A 16,195-nucleotide genomic window follows, 5' to 3' on the forward strand; every position below is an offset into this window, starting at 1 on the left:
AGGGGGGACCCTGTGGGAGAGTAGGACGCCGCCGAACAATCATTCACAGAGAACCCCCATCCGGGAAACCGGATGGGGGTTCTCTGCATTTCCGGTGACGTATCGTCGGGGCATGGACGATCAGACAGCGGTCATTGCGAACAGTGTGCTCCGCCCCGAGCAGCGCGACGGCGCCCTGCGCGTTCTGGCGGACGCCCAGGCGGTGGACGGCCGGGCTGCCGTGTCCGAGCAGGGCCGGCTTCGGCTGCGTTCCTCGGACACTCCGCGCCCCGGCGTGAGCCACTTCATCGAGAGCGAGCACGGCGCCGCCGTCGGTTACGGACAGCTCGAAGTCCCGGAGGGCCCCGGGGCCAACCCCGCCGCCGAGCTGGTGGTCGACCCGGCCGCCCGCGGCCGCGGCCTGGCCCGGCCGCTGGTGGACGCGGTGCTGGCACAGGCCCACCGGGCCGGCCGTGACGCGGTGGACTTCTGGGTGCACGGTGGTCACCCGGCGGCCCGGCACCTGGCCGGCCGGTACGGGGCCGAGCTGGTGCGCGAGCTGCGGCAGATGCGCCGCAGCGGGCCGCAGACCGAGGCCGTCGCCATCCCCGAGGGCGTCGAGCTCCGGACCTTCCGCCCCGGCGAGGACGACGCCGAGTGGCTGCGGTTGAACGCGCTGGCCTTCGCCCACCACCCGGAGCAGGGCTCCTGGACGGAGCGGGACCTGGCCGAGCGGCTGGCCGAGCCCTGGTTCGATCCGGCCGGCTTCTTCCTCGCCACCCGGGGCGGCAAGGTGGTCGGCTTCCACTGGACCAAGGTGCACCCGGCCACCGCCACCGAGCCTGCGCTCGGCGAGGTCTACGTGGTCGGGGTGGACCCGGCGGAGCAGGGCAGCGGTCTCGGCCGTGCCCTGACCGCTGCCGGTCTGCGTCACCTGACCGGTTCGGACGCCGGCGAGCGCGGACTGGAGACGGTCCTGCTCTACGTCGACGCCGACAATCCGGCCGCGGTGCGGGTATATGAACGACTGGGGTTCACCATCCACGAGGTGGACCTCATGTACCGCGTCCAGTACCGCGAGGACCAGGCGGCCTAGGACCCGGACAGGACCTACGGGACCGGGCAGGACCTAGCGGCTCCGGGCGGTCCGGGGCAAGGGGCCGGACGTCACCGGCCCTTGCCCCGACCGACTCAGCTTTCCTCCTGGCCATGCGGTGTTTACCGTGGATTCAATTGCTGCCGCGAAGATCACAGGATGAAGTCCGTAGTGTCTCGCTCGTGCAGAGTCGACCGCCACGCGCCGGCCGGCCCTGTACGGACCGCGCCCGGCGGGTGGGCGTTGGCCCTGGGCGAGGACGACGGCCCGCAGAGCCATTCGCGTCCGGACGACGTCCTGCTGCTGGAGGAGCTGGAGCCCATGAGCATCCCCCGCCCCGTCTCTGCCTCGCTGTCCCCGCCGGCCAGGATGTCCGGTGCGCTGGGGATACCGCCCGAGCTGCCGGCCGAGGACGAGCAGGAGTTCGACGCACTGCCGCAGGGCCGCTTCCTGGACCGCGAGCGCAGTTGGCTCGCGTTCAACGAGCGCGTCCTGGAGCTGGCCGAGGATCCTGGGATCCCGCTGCTGGAGCGGGCCAAGTTCCTCGCCATCTTCGCGAGCAACCTGGACGAGTTCTTCATGGTCAGGGTGGCCGGGCTGAAGCGCCGGATCGCGACGGGCGTCGCCCAGCGCAGCGCGTCCGGCCTCCAGCCGCGCGAGGTGCTGGACCTGATCTGGACCCGCTCGCGCGAGCTGATGGCGCGGCACGCCGCCGCCTTCCAGCAGGAGGTGCTGCCGGACCTCGCCACCGAGGGCATCGAGGTGGTCCGCTGGCCGGAGCTGGCCGAGAAGGAGCAGGCCCGGCTGCACACCCTGTTCCGGCAGAAGATCTTCCCGGTCCTCACCCCGCTGGCGGTCGACCCGGCGCACCCCTTCCCGTACATATCGGGGCTCTCGCTCAACCTGGCCGTGGTGGTGCGCAATCCGGTCTCGGGGCACAAGCACTTCGCCCGGGTGAAGGTGCCGCAGTCGCTGGCCCGCTTCCTGGAGGCCTCGCCGCAGCGTTACGTCCCGCTGGAGGACGTGATGGGCGCGCACCTGGAGGAGCTGTTCCCGGGCATGGAGGTGCTCGCGCACCACGCCTTCCGGGTGACCCGCAACGAGGACCTGGAGGTGGAGGAGGACGACACCGAGAACATCCTCAAGGCCCTGGAGAAGGAGCTGATGCGGCGGCGCTTCGGCCCGCCGGTGCGGCTGGAGGTCGAGGAGTCGATCGACCCCTACATCCTGGACCTGCTGGTGCGGGAGCTGAACATCACCGAGGCGGAGGTCTTCCCGCTGCCCGGTCCGCTCGACCTGACCGGTCTGTTCGGGATCGCCGAACTGGACCGCCCGGAGCTGAAGTACCCGAAGTTCGTGGCGGGCACCGCCCGCGGGCTGACGGACGTCGAGTCGGCGTCCCAACCGGACATCTTCGCCGCGATGCGCGAGCGGGACGTCCTGCTGCACCACCCGTACGACAGCTTCTCCACCTCGGTGCAGGCCTTCCTGGAGCAGGCCGCCGCCGACCCGGACGTCCTGGCGATCAAGCAGACGCTGTACCGCACCTCCGGCGACTCGCCGATCGTGGACGCGCTGATAGACGCGGCGGAGTCGGGCAAGCAGGTGCTGGTCCTGGTCGAGATCAAGGCGCGCTTCGACGAGCAGGCCAACATCAAGTGGGCCCGCAAGCTGGAGGAGGCCGGCTGCCACGTCGTCTACGGCCTGGTCGGGCTGAAGACGCACTGCAAGCTGTCGCTGGTGGTCCGGCAGGAGGGTGACACCCTGCGCCGCTACTCGCACGTCGGCACCGGCAACTACCACCCGAAGACCGCCCGGCTGTACGAGGACCTGGGGCTGCTGACCTCGGACCCGCAGGTCGGCGCCGACCTCTCGGACCTCTTCAACCGGCTGTCCGGCTACTCGCGCCGGGAGTCCTACCGCCGCCTGCTGACCGCCCCGCGCGGCCTGCGCGACGGGCTGGTCTCCCGGATCCACAACGAGATCGCCCACCACCGGGCCGGCCGGCCGGCGTACGTGAAGATCAAGGTCAACTCGATCGTCGACGAGGCCGTGATCGACGCGCTGTACCGGGCCTCGCAGGCCGGCGTGCCGGTCGACGTCTGGGTACGCGGGATCTGCGCGATCCGGCCGGGCGTGCCGGGGCTGAGCGAGAACGTCCGGGTCCGCAGCATCCTGGGCCGCTTCCTGGAGCACTCCCGGGTCTTCGTGTTCGGCAACAACGGCGATCCGGAGGTCTGGATCGGCAGCGCCGACATGATGCACCGCAACCTGGACCGCCGGATCGAGGCACTGATGCGGATCACCGACCCGGCCCACCGGGCCGAGCTGTCCGGCCTGATCGACCTCGGGATGTCGGACGAGACCGAGTCCTGGCACCTGGGGCAGGACGGCGCGTGGACCCGCCACTCGCAGGACGCCGAGAGCCGGCCGCTGCGGCACGTCCAGGATCTGCTGATCGACTCGCGCCTGCGCCGCCGGGCCGCCGCCTCGCGCTGACGCGACCACTGATGCGAGCCGCTGGAACCGCAGGGGACCGGTTCCGGCGGTCGGCCACCAGCCCCGGGGGGACGAACCCGGGGGAACGGGGATCTACCACGCCATGACCGATGCGCCGATGACGGCCCAGGCGGCCGCCACCACGACCGCCGGGGACATCCTCTCCAGCCACCTCACCGCCCAGGCCGGCGCGTTCCTGCGTGCCCTGCCGCTGACGGTGGGCGAGGTCGGCGCCAGACCGGGGACGGCCGCGGTCGTCCCGGCGGCCGGCACCGCCGACCTGCTGCGGGCGGTCCGGCGGATCGGCGGGCTGCTGCACACCTTCGGCTCCGTCTTCGAGCAGGCCTGGGCCCAGGAATCGCGCACCGAGCTGCGCTGGCTGCTCAACCTGCTGGCGCTGGAGCCCGGTTACGTCCGCCGCTCGGCCCGGCTGCTGGGCGCGCTGGACTCGCTGAGCGGCAGCGATCCGGACGGGACGGGCATGCTGGCCGGGCACGTCGGGGCGCCCAAGGCGCGGGCGCTGCTGGACCGGCAGCTGACCCTGGCCCGGACCAGGGCGCACTCCTCGGTGCTCCAGGAGCTCCGGTCGGCCCGGCTGCACGCGCTGGCGGACCGGATGACGCTGCTGGTCGGCGACGCCCCGCTGCTGGAGTCGGCGGGCGGCCGGGCGCCCGCGGTGCTGCTGCCGCAGGCGGCCGCCGCGTTCACGGCGCTGTCGGCGAGCGCCCAGCAGCTGCCGCTGCACCGGGCGGCCACGCCGTACGGAGGTGACGGGCTGCGCCGGCTGGGCGCCGTCCCGGCGGCGCGCGGCGCGGTGGACGCGGACACGGCGCTGGCGGCCGACGACGCGCCGTGGGCACGGACGCGCATCCTGGTGAAGCGGGCCCGGTACGCGCTGGAGGTGTGCGGTCGCGGGTCCGCCGAACTGGACGAGTTGGACGGGGTGTTGGGCCGGCACCAGGAGGCGGCGGACGCCGCGGTCACCGCGGCCACCGCCGCGCGGACCCCGCGGATCACCCCGGCGACCGCCTACGTGCTGGGCGTGGTGCATGCTGATCAGCGACTGGAGGTGGAGGCGGCGCGGTACGCCTTCGGCCGCCGGTGGTCCGACCTCCCGCCCGGCCTGGACGGCTGGCCGGACCTCCCCCCTGCCGAGGGCTGGGGGCATTCCCCCGCACCACGGACGGCCTGAATTGCGCGATCGCCTGAGCACCGGGCCGGCAGCGGACGCACCCGCGACCGGGGTGGGGCATGCCCGGGTGATCCTGGCGGCGGGTGCGGTGCTGTGGCTGCCGGGACGGCCGAAGAAGAGCGGCCGGCTGGGGCGGCCGCGGATCGCGGTGATCCACCGGCCCAAGTACGACGACTGGAGCCTGCCGAAGGGCAAGCTCGACCCGGGGGAGGGAGTGGTCGCGGCGGCGCTGCGCGAGGTGCGCGAGGAGACCGGGTTCGCCTGCCTGCTCGGTCCGGAGCTGCCGGCCCAGCACTACCTGGCGCAGGGCCGGCCGAAGGAGGTGCGCTACTGGGCGGCGGTGCCGTCGAGCGGGGCGTTCCGGCCGAACCGCGAGGTGGACCGGCTGGAGTGGCTGCCCGCCGGGAAGGCCCGCGCCCGGTTGACGCACGACCGCGACCGGTTGCTGGTCGACGCCCTGCTGGCGATCCTGGGTGCGAAGCCCGTACGGGCGAGTGATCACCCTCGGTGACGGGACGGTGGAAGTGATCTCGTCGCGCCCTCGCCGTGACGCAACCGTGACTACCTGGCGTAGTTTCCTGTCATCCTTTCGAGGTTCACTCTCCGTTCACTTGTGACCGGCTGTCGTGTCACCTACCCGGCCTAACTTCGGGTTTACCGGAGGGCCGAACGGGCCCCGGACCACAGCAGAACCCGCGCCCGCCGTCCTCGCACGGCCCGCGCGACGGGCAATGCCACAGAAAGGGACACCCCTGTGAAGCTCCAGCGGAACGGCCGCTCCAAGGCCCTCGCCATCGGTGCCATGGCGCTCGTCAGCTCGCTGTCGCTCGCTGCCTGCGGCTCGGACGACAACGGCGCCAAGGCCGCCGGTGGCTCCAGCGGCTCCGCTTCGGCCGCCGCGGTCAACTGTGGCAAGGGCGGGACGCTGCTCGCTGCGGGCTCGACGGCTCAGGCCAACGCGATCGACGTGTGGAAGACCACCTACGGCGCGTCCTGCTCCGGCACCACCGTCAACTACAGCGGTGGCGGTTCCGGCGCCGGTGTGCAGCAGTTCAACCAGGGCAAGGTCGCCTTCGCCGGCACCGACTTCGCGCTCAAGCCCGCCGACGTCGACACCTCCAAGACGGTCTGCACCGGCGGCAAGGCGATCGACCTGCCGCTGGTCGCGGGTCTCGTCTCGCTGGTCTACAACGTCGACAACGTCGACAACCTGGTCCTGGACGGCCCGACCTCCGCCAAGATCTTCGACTCGCAGATCACCAAGTGGAACGACCCCGCGATCGCCGCCCTGAACCCGGGCGTGCAGCTGCCGGACGCCGAGATCCAGACCGTCCACCGCTCGGACGACTCCGGGACCTCGTACAACCTCACCTCCTACTTCGCCAAGACCTCCGGTGGCGCCTGGAGCGCCGCGCCGGACAAGGCGTGGAAGGGCAAGGGCGGCCAGTCCGCCCAGGGCAGCGCCGGCGTCTCCGCGCAGATCAAGCAGGTCAAGAACTCCATCGGCTACGCCGAGCTGTCCTACGCGCAGAGCAACAACCTCAAGAGCGCCAAGATCGCCACCGGTGCGGCCAAGCCCGTCGAGGCGACCGCGGCCAACGCCGCCCTCACCTTCGCCTCCTCCACCGTCGTGGGCACCGACGGCGACCTCGCCCTCTCCCTGGACTACGGGACCAAGGCCGACAACGCCTACCCGATCATCCTGGTGACCTACGAGATCGCCTGCGACAAGGGCAACAAGCCGGAGAACCTCGAGAACCTGAAGTCCTTCCTGACCTACGCCATCAGCGACGCCGCGCAGAAGGCGATCGGCGACAAGGGCTACGTCCCGCTCCCCGCCGCCATCAGCGACAAGGTCAAGGCCGCCGTCTCCTCCCTGGCCTGACCCGACAGGAGCACCGGTGGGACGGCCCCGTGAGCGAGGGGGGCCGGGGTCGTCCCACCGGAACGCACCGACCCAGCACCAACGTCCGGGGCACCGCCGCCATGGTGCCGTCCCCCTTCCGGGGCGGCACCACCAGACCGGAGTAGACAATGACTTCATCCTCCCCTGCCGCCCCGCGAGGCAGGGAACGCCGACCGCGCGACAGCCGCTTCGGCGACAAGATCTTCATGAACCTCGCCCGCGGTTCGGGCATCCTGCTGCTGGTCATCATGGCCGCGATCGCCGGCTTCCTGGCCTGGCGCGCGGGCCTGGCCCTCAGCACCAACGAGGGCAACTTCCTCACCACCTTCGAGTGGACGCCGGACGCCACGAAGCCGGTCTTCGGCATCGCCGTCCTGGCCTTCGGCACCCTCGTCAGCGCCGTCATCGCGATGACGATCGCCGTCCCGGTGGCCATCGGGATCGCGCTGTTCATCTCGCACTACGCGCCGCGGAAGATCGCCCAGCCGTTCGCCTACCTGGTCGACCTGCTCGCCGCCGTCCCCAGCATCGTCTACGGCCTGTGGGGCGCGCTCTTCCTGGTCCCGCACATGGACGGCCTGACCAGCTGGCTCAACCAGTACCTCGGCTGGACGTACCTCTTCGACCAGACCAAGACCGGCACCCCGCGCAACCTGTTCACCGTCGGCATCCTGCTGGCGATCATGGTCCTGCCGATCATCACGGCGGTCTCCCGCGAGGTGTTCCGCCAGGTGCCGCGGATGCAGGAGGAGGCGGCGCTCGCGCTCGGCGCGACCCGCTGGGAGATGATCCGCACCGCGGTGCTGCCGTTCGGCCGCCCCGGCATCATCTCGGCCTCGATGCTCGGCCTCGGGCGCGCGCTCGGCGAGACCATCGCCGTCGCTGTGGTGCTGTCCGCGAGCAACGTGCTCTCGCTGCACATCCTCGACGCGGGCGGCGGCACCTTCGCGCAGAACATCGCGCTGAAGTTCGCCGAGGCCGGCAACAACGGGCGCGACGCCCTGATGGCCTCCGGCCTCGTCCTGTTCGTCATCACCCTGCTGGTGAACGGTGCCGCGCGACTGATCATCGCCCGCCGCAAGGAGTACTCGGGGGCCAACGCATGACCGCGGCAACGACTTCCGTCACGGCCGACGCCCGGCCGCTCAGCCGGTCCCTGACCGCCAACCGGCTGCCCAAGTGGGCCCCGGCCGCCGTCGCGGTCGGCTCGATCGCGGTCGGCTGCGGGATCGGCGCCGCCGCGGGGCTGGAGAGCCACCTGCAGTGGGGCCTGATCTCGGCCCTGCTGTTCCTGCTGGTCAGCTACGGCGTCTCGGCCCAGGTCGAGGGCCGCCGCCAGGCCAAGGACCGGTTCGCCACCTCGGTGGTCTGGGTCGCCTTCATCCTGGCCGTCGTCCCGCTGATCTCCCTGACGGTCTACACGGTCCAGCAGGGCATCGGCGTGGTGAACGGGAACTTCCTGAGCCACTCGATGAAGGGCGTGATCGCCTCCGGCCCCGGCGGCGGCATCTACCACGCGCTGCTCGGCACCATGCAGCAGGTCGCCCTGGCCACCGCAATGGCCGCCCCGGTGGGTCTGCTGACCGCCGTCTACCTGGTCGAGTACGGCCGCGGCACGCTCGCCAAGACCGTCACCTTCTTCGTCGACGTCATGACGGGCATCCCGTCGATCGTCGCCGGTCTGTTCGTCCTCTCGCTCTGGAACATCGCCCTGGGCTTCAGCTACTCGGGCTTCTCGGGCAGCCTCGCACTGGCGATCCTGATGATGCCGGTCGTGGTCCGGTCCACCGAGGAGATGCTCAAGCTCGTCCCGAACGAGCTGCGCGAGGCCTCGTACGCGCTCGGCGTGCCGAAGTGGAAGACCATCCTGCGGATCGTCCTCCCCACCGCGATCGGCGGCATCACCACCGGCGTGATGCTGGCGGTCGCCCGCATCACGGGCGAGACCGCCCCGGTGCTGATGCTGGTCTTCGGCGCCGACGCCATCAACAGCAACCCGTTCGACGGACCGCAGCAGTCCCTGCCGATGTACATCTGGCAGCAGTACTCGGTGGTCAACAACGACTTCGGCTACGCCCGCGCCTGGGGCGCCGCGCTGGTGCTGATCGCCTTTGTGATGGGGCTCAACCTCATCGCCCGGGGCATCGCACGCTGGCGCTCGCCCAAGGGCGGACACTGAGCGACCGACTGACGTACGAAGACAGACGAGAGAAGCAACGATCATGGCCAAGCGCATCGACGTCAGCGGACTGTCCGCCTACTACGGCACCACCAAGGCCATCGAGGACATCTCGATGAGCATCGAACCCCGCTCGGTGACCGCCTTCATCGGCCCCTCCGGCTGCGGCAAGTCCACCTTCCTGCGCACCCTCAACCGGATGCACGAGGTGATCCCCGGCGCCCGGGTCGAGGGCAAGGTCCTCCTGGACGACGAGAACCTCTACGCCTCGAACGTCGACCCGGTCGCCGTCCGCCGTTCGGTCGGGATGGTCTTCCAGCGCCCGAACCCGTTCCCGACCATGTCGATCTACGACAACGTGATCGCCGGGCTCAAGCTCGCGGGCGTGCGCAAGAAGTCCGTCCTGGACGAGGTGGTCGAGCGCTCGCTGAAGGGCGCCAACCTCTGGAACGAGGTTCACACCCGGCTGAACAAGCCGGGGGCCGGCCTCTCCGGCGGCCAGCAGCAGCGGCTGTGCATCGCCCGCGCCATCGCGGTCGAGCCGCAGGTCCTGCTGATGGACGAGCCCTGCTCCGCGCTCGACCCGATCTCCACCCTCGCGATCGAGGACCTGATCGGTGAGCTGAAGTCGCAGTTCACCATCGTCATCGTGACCCACAACATGCAGCAGGCGGCCCGCGTCAGCGACCGCACCGCCTTCTTCAACCTGGCCGGCGTCGGCCAGCCGGGCAAGCTGGTCGAGCTGGACGACACCCAGCGGATCTTCTCCAACCCGTCGGTCCAGGCGACCGAGGACTACATCTCCGGCCGCTTCGGCTAGGCCGTACCCCCGCCACGAGCCGACGGACCGCGGTGTCCGGAGGCGAACGGCGAGCACACAGGCTGCTCCGCGGTGCTGCATGGCGGTGCCGCCGTGGAGCATGAAGAAGGGCCCGCCCCCGAGATGTGGGGGCGGGCCCTGTCACGTGCGGGGCCGGTCAGCCCCAGAACAGGTGGGCGAACCAGTACACCAGCGCTGCGACGATGGCGGCCGCCGGCATCGTGATGAACCAGCCGAGCACGATGTTCTTGGCGACGCCCCAGCGCACCGCGCGGATCCGCTTGGTGGCTCCCGCGCCCATGATCGCCGCGGTGATCACGTGGGTGGTGGAGATCGGAGCCTTGAAGACGAACGAGGTGACGTACATGACCGTCGCGGCGGTGGCCTCGGCGGCGAAGCCCTGCGGCGGATCCAGCTCGATGATCTTGCGGCCGAGCGTCCGCATGATCCGCCAGCCGCCCGCGTAGGTGCCCAGCGAGAGCATCGTGGCGCAGGAGATCTTCACCCACACCGGGATGCCCTCGCCGGAGTGGTGGCCGGAGATGGTGAGCGCCATCACCACGATGCCCATGGTCTTCTGCGCGTCCTGCAGACCGTGCGCCAGCGCCATCGCGGCGGCCGAGGCGGTCTGGGCGACCCGGAAGTTGCGCTTGGCCTTGTGCGGGTTGGCCCGGCGGAAGATCCACAGGATCGCCAGCATCACCAGGAAGCCGCCGACCAGGCCGACCACCGGCGAGACGATCATCGGGATGACGATCTTGTCGAGGACGCCGCCCCAGATCACGTCGATGCCGCCGGCCATGGCCGCGCCCACCATGCCGCCGAACAGCGCGTGCGAGGAGGAGGACGGCAGGCCGAAGTACCAGGTGACCAGGTTCCAGGCGATCGCCCCGACCAGTGCGGCGAACAGGATCACCATGCCCCGGTCGCCGGTGGGGGTCTCGATGATCCCCTGGGAGACGGTGTGCGCCACGCCGCTGCCGAGGAAGGCGCCGGCCAGGTTCATCACCGCGGCCATCGCCAGCGCGGCCCTGGGGGTCAGCGCCCGGGTGGAGACCGAGGTGGCGATCGCGTTCGCGGAGTCGTGGAAGCCGTTGGTGTAGGTGAAGAAGAACGCAACGCCGACGACGGCGATGAGTGCTGCCATGTCCACGAGGGTCAGGACTCCTTGACGGCGATGGTCTCCACCGTGTTGGCGACGTGCTCGAACGCGTCCGCCGCCTCCTCAAGAACGTCCACGACCTGCTTGAGCTTGAGCACCTCGATGGCGTCGTACTGGCCGGAGAACAGGTGGGCGAGCAGCTTGCGGTGGATCTGGTCGGCCTGGTTCTCCAGCCGGTTGACCTCGATCCAGTACTCGGTGAGGTTCGACATGCTGCGCAGGTTCGGCATCGCCTCGGCGGTGAGCTCGGCGGCCCGGGCCAGCACCTCGATCTGCTGCTCGATCCCCTTCGGCAGCGTCTGGATGTCGTAGAGGACGACCAGGTCGACGGCCTCCTCCATGAAGTCCATGATGTCGTCCAGCGACGAGGCGAGGTTGTAGATGTCCTCGCGGTCGAAGGGCGTGATGAAGGACGAGTTCAGCTGGTGGAACACGGCATGGGTGGTGTCGTCCCCGGCGTGCTCGGCGGCGCGCATGCGCTCGACGATCTCCGCGCGGGCCGACACGTCTGATCCCAGCAGTTCCAGCAGGAGCTTCGAACCGACGACGAGGTTCTCCGCGGCGGCAGAGAACATGTCGTAGAAGCTCGTCTCCTTCGGGGTCAGGCTAAAACGCACGGAAATCTCCGATGTGCGGGGTAGGGACTGAACGATGCTAGGTGCAACCAAGCGCAATCGCGCAAACGGGGTGGTGATGGTGGAGGCGGAACCTCCTCTTCCGTTCGGCTGCCGCACCAGCTGACCCGGACCGCACACCCAGGTGCGGACGTGAGCCCCCAGTCTGACGGAACCTCGCCCGGATTGTCCCCGTGGTACGTACGGAAGACGGGGGCGCCGCTCAGACGGGTGAACCGCGCGGCGGCCCGCCCGCAGCCCGTTCGCAGACCATCCGGAACCCGTTCGCAGACCATCCGGAACCCGTTCGCAAACCGTCCGGAACCCGTCCGGAACCCTTCGGCACATGCCGCGTCGGCCGTCGGAACACCACGGACGGCCCCGGTGTTGGACACTGGTGGCCGACGCAGCCACCAGGCATCCAGACGAAGGCGGGCCGATGACCACGACGCAAGCGCGCACCGAGCCGGACCACGGGCACGGCACCGACGCGCAGGCCGACGCACCCGCCGCCCCCGCGGCCGCCGCAGGACATCAGGGCGGGCACGGTCCGCACGGCTACAGCGCGCAGAAGGACGCCCACCTCAAGCGGCTGCGCCGGATCGAGGGCCAGATCCGGGGCCTCCAGCGCATGGTCGACGAGGACGTCTACTGCATCGACGTGCTCACCCAGGTCTCGGCCGGCACCAAAGCGCTGCAGTCCTTCGCGCTGTCCCTGCTGGAGGAGCACCTGCGGCACTGCGTCGCGGCCGCCGCCGAGGAGGGCGGTGCCGAACTCGACGCCAAGGTCGCGGAGGCCACGGCCGCGATCGGCCGGCTGCTGCGCAGCTGAGGCCGGGCCGGGCGAGCGGGTCCGGGCCGCGCACGCCCCCGGTCGCCGACACCCCCGAGCCGCGAACGCCCTACCCGTCGGCCTGCCGCCAGGCCTCGCCGTCGGTCCGCCCCGGCTCGGTCCGGTCGAGCAGCACCTCGTCGATCCGCTCGGTCGGCAGCCGGTCGCCGGTGCTGGCCGTCGCGGCGATCATCAGCTCGCCGGCCAGATCGATCTCGTCGAGGGCCGCGTCGTCGTGGCCGCCGCTGCGGCCGCCCGTGGACGACACCACCTGCACCACCCCTTCAGTGCCTCGCCAGCCCGGGCGGCAGCCACCCGACGTCCAGCCTAGGCACTTCGGAGCCCGTCCACATGGCACGGACGGGCCATCTCGACGCCGCCGAAACGGGTGACCGCCGCTCCCCGGGCGGCCACCCGCTCCGGCGGCGCCCCGGTTCGCCCCGGCGCCGGAGCCCTGCCCCGGCGGCCTACTTCGGACTTTCCGAGGGCTTCATCGCGTAGATGTCCGAGGCCGGCGGCTCGGCCGCCTCCACCGGCTTGCCGAAGTCCGTCACCGAGGTGGTCGACGTCACCTTCACCTGGTCCTTGGCCTCCTTCGAACCGGCCACCCCGGCGAAGGTGAACACCTCGACCACCTTGTGCAGCCGGCCCTGGTCGTCCAGCCAGGCGTCGTACGGGACCTCCTTCACGGTGAAGGTCTGGGCCCCCATCCGCAGGCCGTCCCCGCCGCGGCCGCCGGTCGCGTCGGCCGCCTTGGCCAGGTCCAGGGTGCCGCGGTAGTGGTGCAGCGCCACCCCGTCGACGGTCTCGGTGCCGACCGCGTCCGCCTTCTGCGCCCCGCGCAGGGCGCCCGCCGCCGAGGCCGGGTCGGTGGCGCCGCTGCTGACCAGGTTGCCGTCCGGCAGCTGGCGCACGTCCAGCTTGACCCACTTGCCCTCGGGCACCTTGGCGCCGCTGTTCTGCAGGTAGACGGTGCCCGGCAGGACCACCTCGACGATCTTCCCGGTGGTCGCCGCGCCCGGCGGCACCTGGACCTCCAGTCGGCCGATCCGCTTCACGTAGTCGTAGCCGCCCGTCCCGGTGAAGACGGCCTTCTTCTCGGACGACTCGGTGACCAACTCGGTGGCGGTGTGCGCGGAGCCGGTGCGGCCGGTGATGTCGGCGGTGTTGCGCACCGCCGTCAGCGGGTCCGCGGCGAGCTGGTCGGGGGCACCCGACTGCTGGTCGGAGGAGCCGCCACCGGAGCCGGCCGCGCAGCCGGCGGACAGGCCGGCCAGGGCGGCGGCGAGCAGGGCGGCCCCGGCCGCCGAACGCAGATGCGGCCGCGGACGGCGCCCCGGCCGTCCGCCACGTTGCTGGTCGGTCATCTTCATCCTCGCGACAACCCCCTCGGGCCCGACTGCCCTGCCGACACCACCAGGTGAACAGAGCTCTTTCCGGGCAAACGAGTTGAGCCGCGAAGGGTTACGCGGAAGAGGTCTTGTGGACGGCATCGCGCGCCCGGCGCCCGGCGCGTTACGGTGAACCACGTGCACAGTGAGCTGCCGGCCTCCCCCGGCACCGCCCGGATGCCCGAACACCGCGTCGCGGTCAGCGAGCGCGGTTCCTTCGCCTTCGCGACCTGCAGCTGCGGCTGGTTCTCACCGGCCCGCCGCTCGCGCGACCTGGTCCGGCGCGAGGGGGACGACCACCTCGCGCTCGCGGAGAGCGGCGGCGGACCGGGGTAGCCGGGCCGGGCGGCTCACGCCGCCAGATCGGACTCCGGCGGCTGCTCCTCGGAGCGCACCGCCCCGCGCTCGCGCCCGCGCCGCCGGCCGCGCGGGCCGCCGCCGGCGCGCTCCGGCGCCCGGATCAGCGGGGCGAGGGCGGTCCGGCCCAGCGCGTGGCAGAGCGGGACGAGCACCGCCATCGCGATCGGCGCCAGCAGCAGCACCACCGCGGCGGCGAGCGCGAAGCCGCCGATCACGTCGGTCGGGTAGTGCACGCCCATGAACATCCGGCAGAAGCCCTGCAACAGGGCCAGGCCCCCGGCGATCCAGCCGAGCCGCCGGTTCACCAGGAACAGCGCCACCGCCACGCCCATCGTCATGGTCGAGTGGTCGCTGACGAAGGAGTGGGTGCCGGCCTTGCCGTCCACCAGCACCAGCAGCCCGCTGTGGTCGACGAACGGGCGCGGACGGTTCACGATCGCGGCGATCGGCAGGTTGGCCAGCTCGGCGATGGCGACGGAGAGCGGCACCCAGAGCAGCCCGGCGACGGCCACCGGCGCGTCCGGGCGGCGTCTCGCCTGCAGCCAGGCCACCAGGCCCAGCATCGCCAGGCCGATCAGGATGCCGTACTCACCGATCCACGAGACCAGGTGGTCCAGCCACTGCGGGGAGCGCTTGGCCAGTCCGTTGACGGCGTAGAGCAGGCCGAGGTCGGGGTTGGTCGTGTCGGCAAGCGGCGTCGACACGCCGCACCTCCTTCTGGTCCGCTGCAGCTGTTCGATCCGGTCGGGGCCCTTCCCGGCGCGGGAAGCTGACGGTGGGCCATCGGGACCAACGTCATCGCCGGGGCACAGCGTTCCACGGAAACGCGCGGTTATGGAAACTTGACTCAGCGTCCACAGGGCACTCACACCTCGGGGCCACGGGCGGCTCAGTTCTTCGCCGCCGGCCGCCCCGCCCCGGCGGGGTCCGGGCCGGTCGGGGCGGGCGGCGCGGCGGCCACGGGCGGTCCTGCGGCGGGCCGGGTGGCGGCGCTGCTGGGGCTCACCAGGGCTGCCGGGGCCACCGGGGCCGAAGGGGCGGTCGCCGCGGTCGGGCCGGTCGGCGTCGTCGAGCCCGGGCGGCTCGGGGCGCTCACGGAGCCGTCCGCGTTGCGGGCCGGCAGCGCCTGGGCGCCGTCCGAGGTGACCCGGGTCGCGCCGATGTACTCCCTGGTGTCGATCTTGTCGTAGCGGATCACCGCGCCGGTGTGCGGCGCGTTGATCATGTAACCGCCGCCGACGTAGATCCCGACGTGGTGGATGCTCCGCGGATCGTTCAGGTCCGTCGCCCAGAACACCAGGTCGCCCGGCCGCAGCTGATCGCGCGACGGGTGCGGCCCGGCGTACCACTGGTCGTTCGCCACCCGGGGCAGCGTGATGCCCACGCTGGCGTACGCCGCCTGGGTCAGGCCCGAGCAGTCGAACCGCCCGTTCTGCGAGGGCAGCCCCTCCCCGCCCCACAGGTACGGCGTCCCGAGCTTGCTCTGCGCGAAGTAGATCGCCCCGGCCGACTGCCCGGACACCTCCACCGGCGCCGTGGGCACCGAGAAGCTGCGGGCCATCGCCTGAATGTTCCTCACATAGCCCTGGGTCTCCTTGTACGGCGGCACCCCGTTGTACTTGGTCACCGCGTACGGGCCGGCGTTGTAGGCGGCCAGCAGGTTGGCCTGCCGGTCGCCCGGGACCTTGGCGACGTCCTTCGCGAGCGCGCAGTCGAAGGTGGCCGCCGAGGCGATCGCGTCCAGCGGGTCCCAGACGTCCTTCTTGCCGTCCCCATTGGCGTCCGTGCCGTACGCCGCCCAGGTATCGGGCATGAACTGCGCCATTCCCTGTGCCCCGACGCCCGATTGGGCCTTCGGATCGAAACCGCTTTCCTGGTAGAGCTGTGCCGCGAGCATCGGCGGCGAGATCTCCGGGCAGAGCGCGCCCCACTGCTGGATCGGCGCCTGGAACGCCGCCGGGACCGTCCCCGGCGAGAGTGCGGCGCGATTCGCCGACTGCTGCGGCGTCCCACTCGCCGCGAACGTCCCCACCGTCACCAAACCGAGCAACCCGAACGTCACAACTCCCGCAGCGGCGGCGGCCGTACCGGCCTTCCGGAGTACCATCAGCACCATCCCGACGAATCGTCAGTCGAAGTGTTCCGGAAGGCGTTGCTCACCGCAA

The 16,195-nt window shown here is 71.3% G+C and carries 16 protein-coding genes; 10 read left to right on the top strand and 6 right to left on the bottom strand.

The window, feature by feature from the left end; translation table 11 throughout:
* The first annotated feature begins 112 nt into the window (after positions 1 to 112).
* The 8 genes from mshD to pstB all read left to right on the top strand — a co-directional run bounded on the left by mshD (position 113) and on the right by pstB (position 9,671).
* Positions 113 to 1,075 carry a mycothiol synthase gene (gene mshD / locus AB0P03_RS31530; protein ID WP_363586540.1) on the top strand — a complete coding sequence of 321 codons (963 nt, stop codon included), beginning with the start codon at positions 113 to 115 and terminating at the stop codon, positions 1,073 to 1,075.
* Positions 1,076 to 1,396: 321 nt separating this feature from the next.
* The gene (locus AB0P03_RS31535) at positions 1,397 to 3,574 is read left to right on the top strand and encodes an RNA degradosome polyphosphate kinase (RefSeq protein ID WP_363586586.1); all 2,178 of its coding nucleotides are present in this window, start codon (positions 1,397 to 1,399) and stop codon (positions 3,572 to 3,574) included.
* 103 nt (positions 3,575 to 3,677) lie between these two features.
* Positions 3,678 to 4,766 carry a CHAD domain-containing protein gene (locus AB0P03_RS31540; protein WP_363586541.1) on the top strand — a complete coding sequence of 363 codons (1,089 nt, stop codon included), beginning with the start codon at positions 3,678 to 3,680 and terminating at the stop codon, positions 4,764 to 4,766.
* Positions 4,767 to 4,854: 88 nt separating this feature from the next.
* Positions 4,855 to 5,277: an NUDIX hydrolase gene (locus AB0P03_RS31545; protein WP_363586587.1), complete on the top strand. Its 423-nt coding sequence runs from the start codon at positions 4,855 to 4,857 to the stop codon at positions 5,275 to 5,277.
* 243 nt (positions 5,278 to 5,520) lie between these two features.
* The gene (pstS, locus tag AB0P03_RS31550; protein WP_363586542.1) at positions 5,521 to 6,651 is read left to right on the top strand and encodes a phosphate ABC transporter substrate-binding protein PstS; all 1,131 of its coding nucleotides are present in this window, start codon (positions 5,521 to 5,523) and stop codon (positions 6,649 to 6,651) included.
* Positions 6,652 to 6,800: 149 nt separating this feature from the next.
* Positions 6,801 to 7,778 (top strand): phosphate ABC transporter permease subunit PstC, encoded by a 978-nt coding sequence (gene pstC / locus AB0P03_RS31555; RefSeq protein WP_363586543.1) that lies wholly within the window; start codon positions 6,801 to 6,803, stop codon positions 7,776 to 7,778.
* A complete protein-coding gene (gene pstA / locus AB0P03_RS31560; RefSeq protein WP_363624989.1) occupies positions 7,775 to 8,851 on the top strand; it encodes a phosphate ABC transporter permease PstA in 1,077 nt (358 codons plus the stop codon). The genes pstC and pstA overlap by 4 nt, the downstream gene beginning before the upstream one ends.
* Before the next feature lie 43 nt (positions 8,852 to 8,894).
* Positions 8,895 to 9,671 carry a phosphate ABC transporter ATP-binding protein PstB gene (gene pstB, locus AB0P03_RS31565; RefSeq protein WP_063348284.1) on the top strand — a complete coding sequence of 259 codons (777 nt, stop codon included), beginning with the start codon at positions 8,895 to 8,897 and terminating at the stop codon, positions 9,669 to 9,671.
* 157 nt (positions 9,672 to 9,828) lie between these two features.
* On the opposite strand, the gene AB0P03_RS31570 is transcribed toward pstB, so the two are convergent.
* Together AB0P03_RS31570 and AB0P03_RS31575 are read right to left on the bottom strand one after the other, a co-directional pair.
* Positions 9,829 to 10,824, bottom strand: a complete 996-nt coding sequence (locus tag AB0P03_RS31570; protein WP_063348283.1) for an inorganic phosphate transporter — start codon at positions 10,822 to 10,824, stop codon at positions 9,829 to 9,831.
* A 5-nt stretch (positions 10,825 to 10,829) separates the two neighbouring features.
* Complete coding sequence (locus tag AB0P03_RS31575; RefSeq protein WP_063348282.1) at positions 10,830 to 11,450, bottom strand: DUF47 family protein; 621 nt, start codon at positions 11,448 to 11,450, stop codon at positions 10,830 to 10,832.
* Between the two features lie 436 nt (positions 11,451 to 11,886).
* Between AB0P03_RS31575 and AB0P03_RS31580 the strand changes: the two genes are divergently transcribed.
* On the top strand, positions 11,887 to 12,279 hold the full coding sequence (locus tag AB0P03_RS31580) for a metal-sensitive transcriptional regulator (protein ID WP_363586545.1): 393 nt from the start codon (positions 11,887 to 11,889) through the stop codon (positions 12,277 to 12,279).
* 70 nt (positions 12,280 to 12,349) lie between these two features.
* Here the strand turns inward: AB0P03_RS31580 and AB0P03_RS31585 are convergent, their stop codons facing one another.
* The gene (locus AB0P03_RS31585; RefSeq protein ID WP_363586546.1) at positions 12,350 to 12,550 is read right to left on the bottom strand and encodes a hypothetical protein; all 201 of its coding nucleotides are present in this window, start codon (positions 12,548 to 12,550) and stop codon (positions 12,350 to 12,352) included.
* 196 nt (positions 12,551 to 12,746) lie between these two features.
* A complete protein-coding gene (locus AB0P03_RS31590; RefSeq protein WP_363624991.1) occupies positions 12,747 to 13,646 on the bottom strand; it encodes a hypothetical protein in 900 nt (299 codons plus the stop codon).
* A 162-nt stretch (positions 13,647 to 13,808) separates the two neighbouring features.
* Here AB0P03_RS31590 and AB0P03_RS31595 point away from each other — a divergent pair, with 162 nt between their 5' ends.
* Positions 13,809 to 14,006 (top strand): hypothetical protein, encoded by a 198-nt coding sequence (locus AB0P03_RS31595; RefSeq protein WP_363586548.1) that lies wholly within the window; start codon positions 13,809 to 13,811, stop codon positions 14,004 to 14,006.
* Positions 14,007 to 14,020: 14 nt separating this feature from the next.
* Here the strand turns inward: AB0P03_RS31595 and AB0P03_RS31600 are convergent, their stop codons facing one another.
* Both AB0P03_RS31600 and AB0P03_RS31605 read right to left on the bottom strand, forming a co-directional pair.
* On the bottom strand, positions 14,021 to 14,734 hold the full coding sequence (locus AB0P03_RS31600; RefSeq protein ID WP_363586549.1) for a phosphatase PAP2 family protein: 714 nt from the start codon (positions 14,732 to 14,734) through the stop codon (positions 14,021 to 14,023).
* A gap of 185 nt (positions 14,735 to 14,919) precedes the next feature.
* Positions 14,920 to 16,137, bottom strand: a complete 1,218-nt coding sequence (locus AB0P03_RS31605) for a bifunctional lytic transglycosylase/C40 family peptidase (protein WP_363632101.1) — start codon at positions 16,135 to 16,137, stop codon at positions 14,920 to 14,922.
* Between the last annotated feature and the right edge of the window lie 58 nt (positions 16,138 to 16,195).

This window comes from Kitasatospora sp. NPDC088779, assembly GCF_040685395.1.
GTDB lineage: Bacteria > Actinomycetota > Actinomycetes > Streptomycetales > Streptomycetaceae > Kitasatospora.

Coding starts and splice junctions, on each gene's coding strand:
- AB0P03_RS31580 (WP_363586545.1), top strand. CDS start 11,887: ATGACCACGACGCAAGCGCGCACCGAGCCGGACCACGGGCACGGCACC.
- pstC (WP_363586543.1), top strand. CDS start 6,801: ATGACTTCATCCTCCCCTGCCGCCCCGCGAGGCAGGGAACGCCGACCG.
- pstA (WP_363624989.1), top strand. CDS start 7,775: ATGACCGCGGCAACGACTTCCGTCACGGCCGACGCCCGGCCGCTCAGC.
- mshD (WP_363586540.1), top strand. CDS start 113: ATGGACGATCAGACAGCGGTCATTGCGAACAGTGTGCTCCGCCCCGAG.
- AB0P03_RS31590 (WP_363624991.1), bottom strand. CDS start 13,646: ATGACCGACCAGCAACGTGGCGGACGGCCGGGGCGCCGTCCGCGGCCG.
- AB0P03_RS31535 (WP_363586586.1), top strand. CDS start 1,397: ATGAGCATCCCCCGCCCCGTCTCTGCCTCGCTGTCCCCGCCGGCCAGG.
- AB0P03_RS31605 (WP_363632101.1), bottom strand. CDS start 16,137: ATGGTACTCCGGAAGGCCGGTACGGCCGCCGCCGCTGCGGGAGTTGTG.
- AB0P03_RS31540 (WP_363586541.1), top strand. CDS start 3,678: ATGACCGATGCGCCGATGACGGCCCAGGCGGCCGCCACCACGACCGCC.
- pstB (WP_063348284.1), top strand. CDS start 8,895: ATGGCCAAGCGCATCGACGTCAGCGGACTGTCCGCCTACTACGGCACC.